Here is a 16,481-nt window from a genome sequence, read left to right on the forward strand (position 1 = left end):
CATGAGAAAACCTTAGTTCAGGAATGACCGTTGCGCGTGATCGGCTCCCCATTTTGCGAATAAACAGACATTTCCCGACGCGAATAGAGAAGAAGCACCCCCTTTGTTGGAAAGGGGGTGCTTCGGTATCAGTTTACGCGAGTTATCCGCTGTGAGACGCAGTCAATGGTCAGAGTATCGCCCATCTTGATGCTATCGAGAGTCTCGCCTTGCTGACACATCCAGCACAGACCCATTTCACGAGCGATAATCGCCGGATGCGAGGCTTCGCTGCCGTCCCGCAGGCAGATACCTTTGATGGTCTTCGGATCGAGTTGCAGGACCGTAGACGGATAAATGACATCAGCGACCAGGATAGTGGGGCGCAAAAATGCGGGAATTTGAGCGCTCTCTCCCGTCAAATGCTGCAGTGAATGGGACAGCAAATCTTCAATATCAATGTATCGCGCCTGCAGATAAGGATCATCGAGCTGTAAATACTGCTGGCTGAGATCGCTCAGCACCTGATGCCAGGCCCAGGCGGCGCTGCACTGCTTTTCGCGCATTACATCGCAGGCCATTTCAAACAGTTCAGGATCGTCCAACAGCGTATGGTGACCGGAGAAGATGGCGGCGATATCTGCGGAATATCGTTCTTCAGCAAGTGCAGTGAGTTCGCTCAGATCGTTTAGCGTACTTTGGATGGCGGTCTGTAAACGCTGCTGCTCAGCCTGGAGTGATGCGACTGGCTGCGGGTTTACCTCGGGCGAGAACGGCGTGTAACAGAATGCCGTCCCCGTGACTTTTGAGGGAGCCTGAGTTGCCTTGTTATCAGCATTAGCGGACTCGAGCGATTCACCAAAATTCTCCGCTGCCAGCTGTTTAAATGCGGCCAGCGCATCCTCTGCCTGTTCGCCTTTGGCAATCAGGCGCAGCGTGTCATTACAGCGTACCTGCAGCAGAGCTATCTGATTCAGGCTATCAGGAACCACACACTTGCCGTTTTTCTCCAGCCACATGTCGGCGTTAAAACCAGACAACGCGGAAACCAGCCGCGAAGCCGGGCGAACGTGGATGCCGTTAGGGTTTTTCACCACAATGGCAACAGAACGGGCATCTGCATCGGGAGACAGTGCAGCAGATGCGGGTTTCGCTGCGGATGGCGAAGGTAAACCCAGTTGCTCACATTTGGCGTCGAGGGCGTTCATGGCATCACGGATGACCCGATCGATATCAGCACCCGCGGCGGCGCTAACCGTCGCGGCCAGTGTGCCTTCAACCAGTGGTGCTGCGCACAAACGCACTTTGGCGGCAATGCCAGGGTCGAGCAGTTCCAGCGCGGTTTCCGCACTCAGTAATGCACTACCGATATCCATCATCACCAGCACGTGGTCCGTATCGGCCACAGACTCGATGGCTTCCATCACCTTGATCGGATCGGTGCCAATCGGATTCTCAGGATCATCAATGCCTGCGGCAATGGCGATTTTGCAATCACCGCCCATTAACATCTGCCGGGCCAGCGCACCGACGCCTTCGCCCAGTTGGGCGCTGTGAGAAACAATAACCAGGTTTACCATCGCTATATCCTTACTCTCTGGACGCCTGAGCTAGCATTTGCATCATAAACATGACCGACGTTGCGCCGGGATCCTGATGCCCAATACTGCGCTCACCAAGATAGCTGGCACGGCCTTTGCGAGCCTGCATGGTGATGGTGCTTTGCGCTGCGGCTTCCGCTTGCTGGCTTGCCGCTTCCAGCGCTGCCTGTACGCTTAACTTTTGCTCGCAGGACTGACGTAAGGATTCGACAACCGGTAGCCAGACGTCGCACATGGTTTTGTCGCCAGGTTCAGCCTTACCGCGGCTAATCACACCTTCTGCGCCATCACGCATCATTTGATACAGCTCTTCAAGCGTCAGGCTTTGATGAGCCTGAGTCACCTGAGCGGCGCGAATAAAAAAGGTGCCAAACAGTGGTCCACTGGCCCCGCCGACGCTTGAGAGCAGCACCATACCGGTGTTTTTCAAAATAAAGCCGATGTCTTTGTCTGCGATGGACGGCAGCTTTTCAACGACTTTGCTGAAACCACGATGCATGTTCAGACCGTGGTCGGCATCGCCGATCTCCCGGTCAAGCCCGGTGAGAAAATCACTTTCTGTGGTGAAGATCTCGCCGCAACGATAGAGCCAGTTAACAATTTGCGTTCTGTTGAGGGACATCATGAATCTCCTTATTTACCCCAGTTGAGGGCAGGGGTGTGAACCGGTGCATCCCATAAGCTCAGCGTTTCGTCATCTACCTGTAACAAGGTGATCGAGAAACCGGTCATATCCAGAGAGGTACAGTAAGAACCGATCAGGTTGCGCTCAATGACGATGCCTGCATCCTGACAACGGCTTTCCAGGCGGTTATACACGCCGAAGAGTTCAGACAACGGCGTCGCACCGAGATTATTGATCAGCGCAATAACGCGATCGCCACTTTGTAACGCACGCTTGCTTTCTTTACCTTCCTGCCACGCGCCCTGGACGTTGTCCCAGTGGCGGAGTGTACGGCTGTAGTTACCGTTTTCTAGCAGGGTATCGAACATTTCATCAACGGTCTGATCGAGAGAGGTGAAGGGGCGACGGTCAATGCCGGGTTCCCCGTGGATACCTACGCCAAACTCCATTTCGTTATCCTGCAGCGTGAACGACGGTTGTCCGGCGGCTGGAACCGTACAGGCGCCAATGGCTATGCCAATGGAGTGGCCCAGGTTATTCAGCTTACGGCCCAACGCCGCACAGGCTTCCAGCGAATCACCGCGTTCGGCGGCCGCGCCGACCAGTTTTTCGATCAATACGGTATTCGCCACGCCACGTCGACCGGCGGTATACAAACTGTCTTTCACCGCCACGTCGTCATCCACCACCATGGTAGTGACTTTGACACCGCTTTCGTGCAGCAACTCGGTGGCGGTTTCGAAATTAAGAATGTCGCCGGTGTAATTTTTGATTATCAGCAGCACGCCTTCGCCACCGTCAATTTGCATGGCGCATTCGAACATTTTATCCGGCGTGGGTGAGGTAAAAATCTCACCTGGACAGGCGCCAGAGAGCATGCCCTGACCAATGTAGCCGCAGTGCATAGGTTCGTGTCCGCTGCCGCCACCGGAAAGCAGAGCCACTTTGCCCATCACCGGCGCATCTGCGCGGGTGACATATACCGGATCCTGATGCAGTGCCAGGGAAGGATACGCTTTCGCCAGTCCGGCGAGTTGTTCATTCAGTACGTCTTCAACACGGTTGATCAATTTTTTCATTATTTATGCTCCGCAGACAGTCCTGGATGGCTGCCAAATTCGGGCAGGCATCTGATGTAGGGTATCGGTTGGTTCAACGTCACGGCGACCGCTCGCTGCCGATAAGGTAATTTTGCACACGGGTAGTCAAAAGAAAATTGATGTGATTGGTGTTTCAATACGGAACATTAGCATCTTTTAATGTTCCATATTGAAACGTGGTGGTGCATAAAACAGCGGAAATGAGAGATCGGGCAGTATTTAATGGGGAAAGACTACGTGCAGGATTTTGCTAAAAAAAACCACCTGCCAGGCAGGTGGTTTATGCGAGGGAAAATTATCGGTATTAGCCCGGATAAATTCCGCGATCTTTACGTGCCAGCAGAATGCGTTCGCAGGCAACAATGTAGGCTGCGGTACGCAGGGAGCAGGATTTCTCAGCTGCTTTTTCCCATACGTGCACCATCGCATCAGTCATGATTTTGTCCATGCGATTGTTGATCTCTTCTTCACTCCAGAAGAAGCTTGCCATGTCCTGGACCCATTCGAAGTAGCTGACGGTTACGCCGCCTGCATTACATACGACGTCAGGTACCACGATGATACCGCGGCTTGCCAGCATATCATCGGCATCCGGGTAAGTCGGGCCGTTAGCGCCCTCAAGTACCAGTTTGCAGGTCAGCATTTCTGCACGCTGACGGGTAATCTGTCCTTCCAGTGCGGCAGGGATAAGGATATCCATCTCCACGCTCCAGAAGGCTTCGCTGGCGATGGTTTCAGCGCCTGGGAAACCGGCAATCTGTTTGTGCTCTAACTGCCAGGCAGACAGCGCGGTCATGTCGATACCCGTGGAGTTAAACAGCGTTGCGGTGTGATCCTGAATAGCGACGACACGCGCACCCGCTGCGGCGAACAGGCGGGCGGCTTCGCTGCCGACGTTACCGAAACCTTGTACCGCCACGCGAGCGCCTTCAACTTCAATGTTCGCACGACGCGCGACTTCCAGACCGCTGACGAAAACGCCGCGACCGGTGGCTTTATCACGGCCTAACGAGCCGCCAAGGTGAATAGGTTTACCGGTGACCACACTGGTCACGGTGGTGCCGTGGTTCATGGAGTAGGTATCCATCATCCAGGCCATGACTTTTCCGTTAGTACCTACATCCGGCGCAGGAATGTCTTTCTGCGGCCCAATGATAATGCCGATTTCGCTGGTATAACGGCGGGTTAAACGCTCCAGTTCACCTTCAGAAAGTGAGAACGGATCGACGCGCACACCGCCTTTGGCTCCGCCGTACGGCAGATTCAACGCTGCGCATTTGATGGTCATCCATGCAGACAGGGCCATCACTTCATTAAGATCAACATCAGGATGATAACGCACACCGCCTTTGCCCGGACCGCGGGAAAGGTTATGTTGCACGCGATACCCTTCAAAATGACGGATAGTGCCGTCATCCATCTGCACCGGGATATCGACAATCAGCGCGCGTTTTGGGTGGCGCAGGGTGTCCACCCAATGGGAAAGTTCGCCCAGGTAAGGGGCCACACGCTCGATTTGTTGCAGGTAGGTATTCCAGGCAGATGTGCTGCTATCTGAAGCGTAAGATAACTTATCCATGATAAACCTTAGTTATAAAAGTAATATGTTCTTAATTTGGCCGTGGTATACAGTGAATCTCACCATATAAACCTAAATTTAACATTTTTTTCATAGAACAACCTGCCTGGCTAACACGGATTATCGGTATGAGTAGTGTGGGTTTTGGCTTGGTGGTGAATAGTTATTCTTTATTTTTGCTGTCATCGCAGTTGTTTTGCAGTTTATTTAGTTTAATATGCATAACTTGTAAAAATCGCAATTTGTCAGATTTATGACGCACCTCTAAAAGTAAACAATATGATAATAAAATGTGTTTGCTTTATTGCTGTTAAGCTGGGCGTCAGTAGGTCACGGCGATGGTGACAGTATCGGCATAGTTGTCTGGCGTGTAGTTCGCGCTGGGAACGGTGGCGTAAACCGGGTAGGTAGTCGTTGTCCCCGTGCCGCTGCCCGCAACGGTATTGAGCGATGTATTGCCCCACACCATACCGGAAGGACCTGGCGTCGAACTAAGCTGGTAGGGGACTTTATCCGTATTTGACCCCGTGCCTGCCATCACGCCGCCGCCTGCCGTATTGCCGTTGGAGGGTTGAAGTCCGATGGTATAAGGCGTGTTATTGGAACAGGCTACGCCTACGTTATTTGACGCCGTGAGATTACGACCTGTTCCGCTGGTGGGAGCAAAGCTGATGTTAGTCGCGGAGGTGATATTACACTGTTTGCTGACAGCAGCTGTGACGGTGAAAGGAAACCTGGCGGCAACGGTATCACCACAGGTGGTCGGCGGGAAAAGTAATCCAGGATTAAGGGTGACAAGGGCTGTTGCCGTCGTATAGTTATCCTGATAGTTTCCGGGGACGGCTGAAGTTTGTGGCGTGACGATCTGCGCCGATACCGTGAGTGAACCTGTCACTGGCGTCAAATTCAGCAGGTTAAGCTGTACCATGGGAAAAGTGGTTCCCGACTGATACTGGCTGCCCCAGACTTTGGTGCGCCCGCTATCCTGGTAAAGCTGGTATGCCAGCGTTCTGGCGGGGTTTCCGCTTAATGACATATTTCGCGGTGTCACCTGGCCACTGACGGCCGAGGCGCCAATATTAAAACAGAGATTGATCCCAGCCAACGTGTCACCAAGCTCTTTGGCGCAAGTGTAACTGAACGTCATTGATGACGTAGCGCCTGTCGCAGACAGTGGATTGACCGAACCTAAATTTATGGCTTGCACATTGCTCACCGAACAGGTTACCGCATGGCTAATTGCCGGACAAAAAAGTACGGCAGCGATGAGTAGCAGATGTCTTAACCTCATGAGCGCACTCCTGTTAGTGTGGGCGACAAACCAGTGGACCTATTTGCACAATCCCCTTTGCTGACGCGGGATAGTCAAATTGCACGCGACAACTACCGATGTCCGTATCAACGCGCAGCGTGTTGTGCTGCTCCAGGGTGTCGAACCATGTCATTCCATCAAAGCCAACGACAGACGATTGTCCTTTTCCGTTGATGGCGTAAGCCATGCTGCCTTCAGGAATTGGCTTACCCTGATTGTCGACGAGGATAATCTGCGCAGCGCGGACGGGGGTGATGCCAAAGCTAACCAAAGTACCGGAACGATCGGCTGGCGTGGCATTCGTCTCAACGCGTGCGATCCGCATATTGGCAGGGAGATCCATCGGGTCAATACTGATCAGGTTTTTTTGATAACTGTTCAACGGGGTGACCAACAGTAGTCCCTGGTCATCGCTGCGGCCAATCAGGTTATTTTGCAATTTGACTGGAACATCAGGCACGCCGTCAGTTGAGACGACGGCAAAACCATTATTGATTTCTCTTGCTGCAAACAGGCCGCCTCCCATGGTCACCAGCGATCCGGTTGCGCCTGCATAACCGTAATGGTTATCCGGTAAACGGCTGAATCCCGCGTACGCTTTACCATAACGTCCCAGATATCCCACTTCGCCCTGGCCACTTTGCCGGGAAGCCTGCTGACTGGCAGCCAGATTCCAGCCCCAGCCGCCGTCGGCAGGGGGCGTCAGGCTGGCGTTGAGCTGGTAACCGGTTTCGTCGTTGGTACGTTGTAGGGTGCTGCTGGCGCTCAGATTGTTGTCGGTCGTGATGGTTACCATCAGATAGAGGCTACGATCGCGGTTGTCGTCAATGTTCTGGTTGAATCCGGCATTCAGTGAGATGTTGTCGGTGAGAGATTTAAACCAGCTGGCATTGGCGTAGCGCGCCGCATTTTCGTGTGGATAACGAAACTGCAAATAGCTCAGGCTGACATTTCCAGCTGCTTCCAGCGAATAGCCAATGACAGTGTTGCTGTTAAGCGTGGGGGGCGGCTCACCGTAATGGGTGGCGACATCGCGATAATCGCCGGAAGTTGCCGTGGTACTGGTACTGAAATTAAACCGTTCGCCGGACCAACGGTAACCAAAACTGTACAAAAACCCGTTCTTTCCTGAGTCGGTACTTGCGGCAAGTGAGGTCGAAAACGTGCCGCTGCGGGTTCCTGGGATCCAGTCGTTACTGAAGCCCGCGTTAATCAGTCCATCGCTGGTTTCCGCGTGAGTCCCGGCGGTGAACGTATTGCTAAACCCGCGACGCCACGTAGCGCTCAATACCGGTGCGCTGGCATAATCAAAAGAGGAGTAACCATAATTTTCGCGTACCGTGCCTAATTCTGCCGACCAGGCGGTTAATCCTTCCCGCAGGAGTTGCTGATCGTTGTAGAACGAGAAATTTTGTACGCTCGTTCTGCCCAACGCATCTGTCATCATCACCTGACCCGTTCCCGCGCCGCTGATGTTAGGCATTGTGTTGATCTGAAAGCTACCTGCGGGGACTTCTCCGTTGTAGTACCTGACGCCGTCGACGTACAGCTCAACGTTTGACGGTAACGTCGCGGATCCCAGATATGCTGGAAGCGGGGTGGTTGGCATATAGGGCTGTAACCCAAAATCGGTGCCTATCTGAATGCCGCCGATTCGCGTCGGTCGGGACCAGATGAGTGAACTAGTCAGGGTATCGCCAACGGTTAACGCCAACATCGAATCAGGAAATGACGTACGCCAGCTGGTGTCGAGGCGCTCAACGCTGTTATCGGCATATTCCTCGGTAGAGTACTGCGTCAACTGAGTGGTGCTGAGCACGCCGGTCGCATTGAAGGCGCGAATTTCGCTGAAGGTATTGATTGCGCTTTCATCCCCCTGTTGCGTATAGATATCATAATTGAGCAGCGCCCCGCGTGATGTTGTTGCCGTTGGCGCGGTTTCGGTGGGCGAGTTAAGCTGCGTGGTTGCAAGATCGAGTGAACTGAGTGGCGCAGTAAGCGAGAGCGTTTGCAACTGAACGTTGTAGTCAATGGTTAGCTGGGGGATATCGTTCAGGCAGACGGCGTTAGTGACGTCTGGAGCAAAGCGAAAGCCCATTTTACGCAGAGTATCTGCTCCTGCATAAAGCTTTCCATTATCGTAGCCAAAATGTACCAGCCCAACGGGATTCCCATTTAAGGTGACGTCGAGATACAAATCGACTCCCGTAATCTGTGAGGCGCTATTAATAACACCATTTTCGTTCTGGTTATTATTCAGCGTTTGTGCGCAAACCATTCCCGATATTAATACTCCATTGAGAAAGCAATATTTCACCAGAAGCCAGGATCTGTTACAGATCTTGTACTGTTTTTTGGCCATTGATTGTGACTTCAACTTTCCCGCCGTAATGATTATTCCTGGCTGACGGGGAGACTATCCAGCGCATTGTTGATCCGGGTAAAACGTAGCCTAATAGTCCGGGTGTAATGACTTTTTTAGTACCGTCAGGGCTTATAAATGTTGCAGCAGATAACTGAGCATGCCCATTTCCCTGATTACTGACTTCAATAAATTTTTTGCCATCCAGCTGCTGTAATTTCCATTGCAGTTTTGCCTGCGTTTGTGCCGCTGATGTTGGTTGAATGAAAACGGGAACAGAATAATGCAGCACAAACTGAAGCTTGTTTTTTTCTACTTTTGCAGGCGGTAACTCATCTATCGATAAACGATAAGCGTCTTCGGCATGTGCCGAGGGAGGGTTTGTGCGAATAACACGAATCAACTGACGTTCTCCAGGGGCTAATGCTAACATCGGCGGGCTAATCACCAGCCCCTGAGAGGGAGAAAGTTTGTCGTCATAAGCGCTTTGACTCCAGCGAAAAACCCGAACCTGGGCATTGAGCACATTTTCACCCGCGTTACTCAGCCAGATACCATCGGCATTTTGCGTCGCTTGCAACGTTAACGTGACCGGGGCTATTTGCAGTCCGCTGGCGGTGGCAAGATTGATGCTCGCAACCATCCCTAGCAGGCATGCGCAGGCACACTGCTTTACAGGCAGTTTTACTCTCATATGGCTTCCTGAAGTTAGTAGTTAACGTTAACCGTTACTGTGTCGGCATAGTCGTCAGGAGTGAAGTTGGCGCTCGGTGCGGTGGCATAAACAGTATACGTTTGCGCCAGACCTGTACCCGTCGCCGCTACCCCATTTCCAGGTGCGGTGTCGGTGGCGGTATTCCCCCACACCGGACCTGTTGCTGACGTACGATTTAGCTGATAGGGCACTTTATCGGTATTGGTGGCAGCGTTAGCTACGGAGGACATGGCGCCAGAACCCGTTGTCGTCCCTCCATTGGCAGCCGATGGTGCCAGGCCGATAAAATAGGGCGTGGTTTTTGAGCAATTAATTGAAATAGTGTTGCTTGCACTGGTATTTGTCGCCGTGGTATTCACCGGACCAAGTGTAATATTTGAAGCCGAACCGGCAGTCACGGTACAGGCCTTTTGAATCGTCATCAGCACCTGAAATGTTCCGTTAACGGTTGCTGCATTTGCCACAGAAATAATGGAAAAGGCGCAGTAACAAAGAATTAAGCGTTTGTCTAAGACTAGAGCCATATCCTTTACCTTTTTCAAATAACCACATTTATTACTTTAGAAAAACAATAATGTGGCACAAGAAGACATAATTTAACCCTAGAATAAGTATTAGACGTACGCCAGTTGTTCTAATAAATTTTACTTAGGAAAAAGGTGATGTCGTCTGCAAAAAAATAATACCAATGGGTTAGTATATTGTTTTGTTTTTATGCTATGGCCGGGGTTAAGTCAGGAGGATCGAGGGCAACATATTCCTTGGATGGTACTCAAAATAACCACCCAAAAAATGAGAGTTGAATGATTTATCTTACACGTATTACGTGTAGGTTACGGGCTGTGGAAAATGACCTTATAACCTTGTTCATTCCAGTGTTGGAGCAGTTCATTTTGTCTGCGGGTTGGCGTAATACCTGTCCAGACAAAAAGGGTTTGCCCAGGGAAAAGTTCAGGTCTTGGCGATTCAATGGGTTCAGCCAGAACGGCAATATGCCAACCAGATTGCGATAAGCGCCAGGCTTCGAGCCACAGACGGGTTCTGTCTTCAACATCCCAGGCCATCAGGAGGGCATCCTTTCCTGACTTGCGCCGCGTTTCAGACAGCAGTGTGGCAACATATTCAATCAATGCGCCATCAAGCATGCTGTTCATTATGCGGGATGTATTATGGTCAAGTATCAGCCGTTGACGTACGGGAAGATAAACGTGATCGATCAGCGCATCTACGGGGTGAACGCGACCGAGTGCGGTAATTTTAGCTCGCAGCTTCGGTGGATGCGCCATGCGAAGAATGCTCATCATCTCTTCTTGTGATTGATTCCAGTCGTCGTCAGCTTGACGGGTACTGGTTTCCAGCAATGCCTTAACTTTCCCAACAGGTATGCCATTGCTAATCCAACGTTTTATTTCTTCAATACGCTGAATATCTTCTTCATCAAAGAGTCGGTGGCCGCCTTCACTGCGCTGAGGTTTGAGTAAACCGTAACGTCGTTGCCATGCCCGAAGGGTGACAGGATTTATCCCGCAACGTTCTGCGACATCCCCAATGCTGTAATAAGCCATAGTTCCCCCGGGCACTCCTGATTCTCCGTCACCGATATGCGGTTCCTGTTACTTTGTACAACATGCATCAAATTGTACAAAACATACAGAGGATTCTAGCAAAATTAAGATTTACTTTACTATCACGCAGGGGGTAAATGCTGAATTTTTATGTTCAGCATGAGGGCGGTTGTGGTGATTGTTTATTTATAACAATGCGTTAGTTATTTTGACGCTGAGAAATCATTTTTCTCTGGCCATGCAACAGACGGAATACCATTCAGGCAGGCTTGTGCAAAAAGGTTACCCTGGAAGATTTCAATACCTGCGGACTCAAGCCACATCCACTCTTCAGGTTTTTCAACGCCGACTGCGGAAATCATGATTTCCAGTGAAGTGCAACATTTGATAATTGCCTGAATGATGGCCTGTCTTGGTCCACTTTTATGCACATCCGTGATCAGCTCGCGGCTTATCTTAATTCGGTCGGGTTGAAAACGAGACAGAAGCTGAAGCCCGGCAAAACCTGCCCCAAAATGATCTATCGCCACACAGATCCCCGCAGCCTTGAGTGACTTTACGGCCTGCGCGAACGTATCAAAGCGCGATATAACTTCGCTTTCGGTAAACTCTACAATGATTTGTTCAGGCACCAGTCCGTGCGCCGCGATTTCGTTTATCAGAAAGCTGACTGCATCGGGTTTGTTTACCAGGGTCATGGGGAGCAGATTGACTGACAGCATTTTGTCGTTAAGTCCCAGCGCGCTTGCCATTGCAAAAGCAGTCTTTTTGCTCTGCAGATCCGCGGTATACAGTTCTTCAGGATTTAAGTTGCCAAAATAAGTTGCGGGCGTTTCACCGTCTCTACCACGAATAAGTGCTTCCAGAGCAATGACGCGCTGCGACATAGGATCGATAATGGGTTGAAAAGCAAAGCTGAAATTGATATTGGACGGGAGTGTGCTTTCATCCAGGAGAGTACAAGAGTCGTCGGCAATAAAACTCCAGTAATCAGGCGCAGGTATTTCAAAATAACTCGATTTTTCCGTCGCAAGGACAAATGTGCGGAAAAACTGTAATGCCCGGTCATCATAGGTGAGCTGAAATTTTGATGTTCCCTTGTTAAGTACCGCTTGCAGGACGTCATTGCGTTCATGTTTTTGTAAATCAAATAACTCCATTCCCGCCTTTCCGAATCTTCTCGCAGGCGCGTAATCACACATCAGCTCAACGATATTGTGGTGCCGTGGATCGTTACATATACAACGATAAATCTCTTTTACCTGCTCCTCAGGTCCTTCAAGCAGTTGGAAAAAGTGGCGGCCATTAAAGAGTAAAATCCCCGTAACATCGGATCGCCGGTTTTTTAGATTTGCGGCTGTCACCATATCCTCAAGCGCTCTGAGGGGGGCGTCATCACGTAGATGGCTACGGTAAATAATGGTCGTGAGCATGGACAGTCCGGGATCAAGGGAAGGGAAGAGATATGGACAGTATCAAACAAACCAGCTTATGTCCTGATTTTAATACATTATTCTAACTTTATTTTTACAAACAAAGACCCTCAAACAGATCGAATTCATTCGTTAAACGAAGTGAATTGTACAACTGAATTTGATTTTATGTAAATTAATATTTATCTAACTTACTGATTGTATTGATTTAGCACTTTTTGATAAAAATTGATGGTTAGCGTTGTACACATTTTTGGTACAACTTTGCTACTGTTATAAAACTTAATATTCACCAGCATTTTGTTACAGGAGCATGACATGCAGCAGCATACCGTTCGCACTGATACTGCAAGCGCGATTTCTCGTTACTTTGCGAAGGCGCATCTGCCAACTCAACAGGAAACATTGGGAGAAATCGTCACTGAGATACTCAAGGATGGACGAAATCTGAACCGCAAATCACTTTGCACCAAGCTTCTGTGTCGTCTTGAAAAAGCATCCGGGGAGAAAGAACAGAAACATTACAATGCGTTAATTGGCCTGCTTTTTGAATAAAATAAACCCCTTACTTATAGGGGTAAGTAGTGAAGGAGTTATGAAGAAAACTGATAGTGAACGCCTGAAACATGAAATTACAGGTTTGGCTGTGCTAGAAATTTTGCGAATGCATACAGACGTTTCGTTAGCTGCAGTGATTAAGCAATTGCGACTTATGCAGGCCAGTGAAATAGATGGCACACGCAAGCAATTAATTGACAGCGTTATCAATGATTTTACAAACATTAATCCGGGGAAGATAAGTAGAAAACCGGATAAAACCAGAGATGAGAGTGCTTTCAGTGCCAGCAAAAACCCTAAATTACATTAAAGATAATCTTCCAGACTATACAAGCGAGGTTACCATGCTTCATGAAATTAATGTCCACAGTGTAATGACGGATAAAGCTTTATCAAGTTACTTCCATAATGCAGGTGAGCTATTAGCAGATGAGTCTGTGGTATTGGGTCAGGCGGTAACCAATGTAATTCTGGCAGGTGATAATGTTAATAATAAAAACATCATTTTAAGCCTGATTAGTTCTCTGGAATCAACAGTTGACGTTGTCCAGGCAGATGTTATCAGAAAAACCCTGGAAATAGTGCTGCGCTACACAGCTGACGACGTCTAAAAAGTCTTCATATTAATATAATATGTACAGTACCTTTGTTATATGCTGAAAGCACTCATGCTGAGCATTTTTTTGATTAAGACTATACATAGCATCCTCTCTAGAACAATTGTGATTTTTCATTGAGGCCATAATGATGAACATCGTTCAGGAACACACTGGAAACGCAGAGTTATGGATTGATGATATTTTTATCAGGCAAGGGCTAAAGAATATTCTTGCAGATATTGTTTTCGAAGATGATAAGACGCATCTGGTTTTTTTCACCGCCAATCACTTTGAGGCGGTAAAAAGGCAAAATTACGATCTGAAAACGCATCGTCTGGTACTGCTGATTGATGGTCATCTGTACAGATATCTCAATGAGTTATCACTTTACAGACTGCCAATAGATGTTAGCGTTGCCACATTTAAAAAATTTATTATTGATATTACTCGTTCTGGCGGAATACACGACAATCAGTCGGAACTAAATATTTCGCTGACTGCGCGAGATAAATATATTTTAACGCAGTTAGGGGAGGGGCGAACTATTTTTGAGATATCCGCCTTGTTAAATCTACATTTAAAAACGATTTACCAGGCCAGGCAGAATCTGATCAAGAAGCTTGGTTGTTCTGGGCTGATTGATTTTCAGGGAATACTGCGAGCGAAAATATTCCGCAACTGGCTGGAACATGCCTGAGTAAATCGACAGTTCGTACTTACTGTTGGGGGATACGACAGGGCCAATGGCCCTGTCCGATATATTTTAAACTTCGCTACTCTGTCACCAGTTCATTTTCCATCTTCTGCTGATGATGCTTTTTGCTCAACGAGAAATAGCCAAATATTAGCGTTATTACCACAATGCTGGCCATAATCAGGAAGATTTCCTGATAGCCCACTTTATCAAACAACTTACCGACAGGCAGTGACAGCACGATAATGCCAATGGAACTGGCGATATTGAAGCCAATGAGATATATCGTTGATGACAGGCGTTTGTCAAAATTCGCTACGCTGAATTTAAACACTGAAATAACAAACAGTGGAACTTCCAGCGCATGAAGCATTTTAATCAAGGAGATAATATAGATATCGGTGAACAGTGCTGAACCCAGGATTCGACAGGTCATGATTGTGCCACCCAGCAGCAATGCGGATTTAGGCCCGATGCGGTTAATCAGGAATGGAACCAGCGCCATACCGACGGCTTCCATAAAGACCTGTACCGAGTTGAGGTAGCCGTATACGCGTGGTGCCAGTTCGGGATCGTCAAATAAGCTGGCGTAAAACACCGGGAACATCTGCTGATCGTAGATGCTATAGAACGACCAGGTACCGACGACAAAGATAACGAAAAACCAGAACTGCGTATCTTTAAAGATAGTGAGAAAATCATTTCGGGTCAGCGCGTTGGGTTCAGGAGAGCGCGTTTTTACAGAAGATGGGGCGGGTGAGTTGGTTTTGAACAACACGTTAATCAACAGGAATAACACCCCCATTACCGATACGCACCAGAAGTTAATGTGTGGGTTGATGCTGAAGAAGATACCGCCAACAAAAGTCCCTGCGGCGTAGCCAAGCGATCCCCACAAGCGGGCGGTGCCGAATTCAAAGTTGAATTTGCGGCTCACTTTTTCGACGAAGCTTTCAACCAGACCACAACCCGCGAGGTAGCCAAGGCCAAAGAAAATAGCTCCCAGCGCCATACCAAGCTTGAAGTTGGAGGTCAGCAGCGGTTCGTAAACATAAATCAGGAACGGGCCGCTGAGCGTGATGACTATCCCCATCAGCCAGATAAGGTGTTTACGGGTGCCGAGCTTATCCTGCAGAAAACCGTAGACCAGCATAAACAGCATGCTAAAGAACTGGTTTACGGCATACAGCATTCCCAGCTCCGTTCCGGACAGGCCAAGTTTATTTTTTAGCCATATCGCATAAAAAGACCACCACAACGACCAGGCGGCAAAGAAAAAGAGCAGATACCCGGATGAGTATCGATATTTGTCATTACTGAACGGCATATTTATCTTCATGATTTTTCCAATCCAGATCAGGTCATTGTAAGGTCTTTCTGATACGACGTAACGAGTGCGCTTTATTACGGGGTAATCGTTCTCCGTAGCGACGGTTGTGACTGAATAAAGCTGCTCAGGTGTTGGCTGTCGGGAAACGCGCTTAGCGCGCCACGCCGGGTGGTCGCCAGAGCACCACAAGCGCTGGCCTGCTCGATAAGTGGAAGTAGCGTTGACGTCGATGTGGGCCAGCCTTCCTCGGCGAGTGCCGCCAGCAGCCCGGCCATAAAGGCGTCACCGGCGCCGGTAGTATCGATACTTTCGACGTTATAGCCGCTTAAAGTTAGCCTGCTGTTTTGCCAGAAAGCGATAGCGCCGTCGGCACCGCGGGTGACGATTTTCAAGCGTGCAGGAAAATCAACCAGACGTTCGCAGGCGCAACTGAGACAGTTGGTCTGTGTTAGCCACAGCAGCTCTTCTTCCGACATCTTCAGAATGTCGCTCCGCCGGGCAAACTCGTTGACAAGGTCAAACATCTGCATCTCGTTGCTCCACATCTGCGGACGCAGATTGATGTCAAAGCTCAGAGTACCGCCGGTCTGTCGCAATGCGGCCATAGCCTGGGCGAGGGTGGCGCGGCAGTCAGGGGCAACCAGCGCCAGCGAACAGAAGTGCAGAATATCGGCGCCAAAGTCGGGTAGTCTCGCCGGGCTGAGAAATTGATCGGCAGACGGATTGACCAAAAACTCAAACTGCCGCTCGCCGTTGGGAGCCAGTGAAACCAGTACGGTACTGGTGTGCTGATGTGCATCAAACTCCAGACTTCCTGTATCCACCTGCGCTGTTTCCAGCGTCTGATGCAGAAATCGACCAAAAGTGTCATTGCCCACACGGCCAATAAAACCGCTGGCGCGGCCAAGGCGAGCCACGCCGATTGCCACATTGAAGGGAGCGCCTCCCGCGCAGGCTTCAAACTGCATATTGTCGCGCGGCAATAAATCCACCACAGCGTCTCCGAGCGTCCAGATAGTCATTATTTTT

General features: G+C 49.6%; 16 protein-coding genes. 4 read left to right on the forward strand and 12 right to left on the reverse strand.

From position 1 onward, the window contains the following. Nucleotides 1–128: 128 nt before the first annotated feature. The 10 genes from dhaM to JQN59_RS10545 form a co-directional block, all read right to left on the reverse strand. Entirely contained in the window at nt 129–1,559 is a 1,431-nt protein-coding gene (dhaM, locus tag JQN59_RS10500; RefSeq protein WP_149607704.1) for a dihydroxyacetone kinase phosphoryl donor subunit DhaM, read from the reverse strand. A 10-nt stretch (nt 1,560–1,569) separates the two neighbouring features. Then, nucleotides 1,570–2,202: a dihydroxyacetone kinase subunit DhaL gene (dhaL, locus tag JQN59_RS10505; protein ID WP_020996617.1), complete on the reverse strand. Its 633-nt coding sequence runs from the start codon at nt 2,200–2,202 to the stop codon at nt 1,570–1,572. An 11-nt stretch (nt 2,203–2,213) separates the two neighbouring features. Next, on the reverse strand, nt 2,214–3,284 hold the full coding sequence (gene dhaK / locus JQN59_RS10510; RefSeq protein ID WP_149607705.1) for a dihydroxyacetone kinase subunit DhaK: 1,071 nt from the start codon (nt 3,282–3,284) through the stop codon (nt 2,214–2,216). A 325-nt stretch (nt 3,285–3,609) separates the two neighbouring features. After that, nucleotides 3,610–4,884 (reverse strand): Glu/Leu/Phe/Val family dehydrogenase, encoded by a 1,275-nt coding sequence (locus JQN59_RS10515; protein ID WP_020996616.1) that lies wholly within the window; start codon nt 4,882–4,884, stop codon nt 3,610–3,612. A 322-nt stretch (nt 4,885–5,206) separates the two neighbouring features. Next, nucleotides 5,207–6,175, reverse strand: a complete 969-nt coding sequence (locus JQN59_RS10520) for a Csu type fimbrial protein (protein WP_149607706.1) — start codon at nt 6,173–6,175, stop codon at nt 5,207–5,209. Between the two features lie 13 nt (nt 6,176–6,188). Then, on the reverse strand, nt 6,189–8,474 hold the full coding sequence (locus JQN59_RS10525) for a fimbria/pilus outer membrane usher protein (RefSeq protein ID WP_149607707.1): 2,286 nt from the start codon (nt 8,472–8,474) through the stop codon (nt 6,189–6,191). Nucleotides 8,475–8,529: 55 nt separating this feature from the next. Then, nucleotides 8,530–9,252 (reverse strand): fimbrial biogenesis chaperone, encoded by a 723-nt coding sequence (locus JQN59_RS10530; protein WP_048224094.1) that lies wholly within the window; start codon nt 9,250–9,252, stop codon nt 8,530–8,532. A gap of 14 nt (nt 9,253–9,266) precedes the next feature. Continuing rightward, entirely contained in the window at nt 9,267–9,797 is a 531-nt protein-coding gene (locus JQN59_RS10535) for a Csu type fimbrial protein (protein ID WP_149607708.1), read from the reverse strand. 309 nt (nt 9,798–10,106) lie between these two features. Then, nucleotides 10,107–10,838: a MerR family transcriptional regulator gene (locus JQN59_RS10540; RefSeq protein ID WP_103014328.1), complete on the reverse strand. Its 732-nt coding sequence runs from the start codon at nt 10,836–10,838 to the stop codon at nt 10,107–10,109. 203 nt (nt 10,839–11,041) lie between these two features. Continuing rightward, entirely contained in the window at nt 11,042–12,271 is a 1,230-nt protein-coding gene (locus tag JQN59_RS10545; protein WP_149607709.1) for a diguanylate phosphodiesterase, read from the reverse strand. Nucleotides 12,272–12,589: 318 nt separating this feature from the next. Here JQN59_RS10545 and ycgZ point away from each other — a divergent pair, with 318 nt between their 5' ends. The 4 genes from ycgZ (at nt 12,590) to JQN59_RS10565 (ending at nt 14,125) form a co-directional block, all read left to right on the forward strand. Then, nucleotides 12,590–12,826, forward strand: coding sequence for a regulatory protein YcgZ (gene ycgZ / locus JQN59_RS10550; RefSeq protein ID WP_003833500.1), 237 nt, complete (start codon nt 12,590–12,592; stop codon nt 12,824–12,826). 40 nt (nt 12,827–12,866) lie between these two features. After that, nucleotides 12,867–13,139, forward strand: a complete 273-nt coding sequence (locus JQN59_RS10555) for a hypothetical protein (RefSeq protein ID WP_008784991.1) — start codon at nt 12,867–12,869, stop codon at nt 13,137–13,139. A 34-nt stretch (nt 13,140–13,173) separates the two neighbouring features. Then, on the forward strand, nt 13,174–13,440 hold the full coding sequence (locus JQN59_RS10560; protein WP_008784990.1) for a biofilm development regulator YmgB/AriR family protein: 267 nt from the start codon (nt 13,174–13,176) through the stop codon (nt 13,438–13,440). 133 nt (nt 13,441–13,573) lie between these two features. Then, nucleotides 13,574–14,125, forward strand: coding sequence for a LuxR C-terminal-related transcriptional regulator (locus JQN59_RS10565; protein ID WP_149607710.1), 552 nt, complete (start codon nt 13,574–13,576; stop codon nt 14,123–14,125). Nucleotides 14,126–14,201: 76 nt separating this feature from the next. On the opposite strand, the gene JQN59_RS10570 is transcribed toward JQN59_RS10565, so the two are convergent. Then, entirely contained in the window at nt 14,202–15,461 is a 1,260-nt protein-coding gene (locus tag JQN59_RS10570; RefSeq protein WP_149607711.1) for an MFS transporter, read from the reverse strand. A gap of 65 nt (nt 15,462–15,526) precedes the next feature. Further along, nucleotides 15,527–16,474, reverse strand: coding sequence for an aminoimidazole riboside kinase (locus tag JQN59_RS10575; protein ID WP_149607712.1), 948 nt, complete (start codon nt 16,472–16,474; stop codon nt 15,527–15,529). Nucleotides 16,475–16,481 lie beyond the last annotated feature (7 nt).

The organism is Citrobacter sp. B72 (assembly GCF_016894305.1).
Classification (GTDB): domain Bacteria; phylum Pseudomonadota; class Gammaproteobacteria; order Enterobacterales; family Enterobacteriaceae; genus Citrobacter; species Citrobacter portucalensis.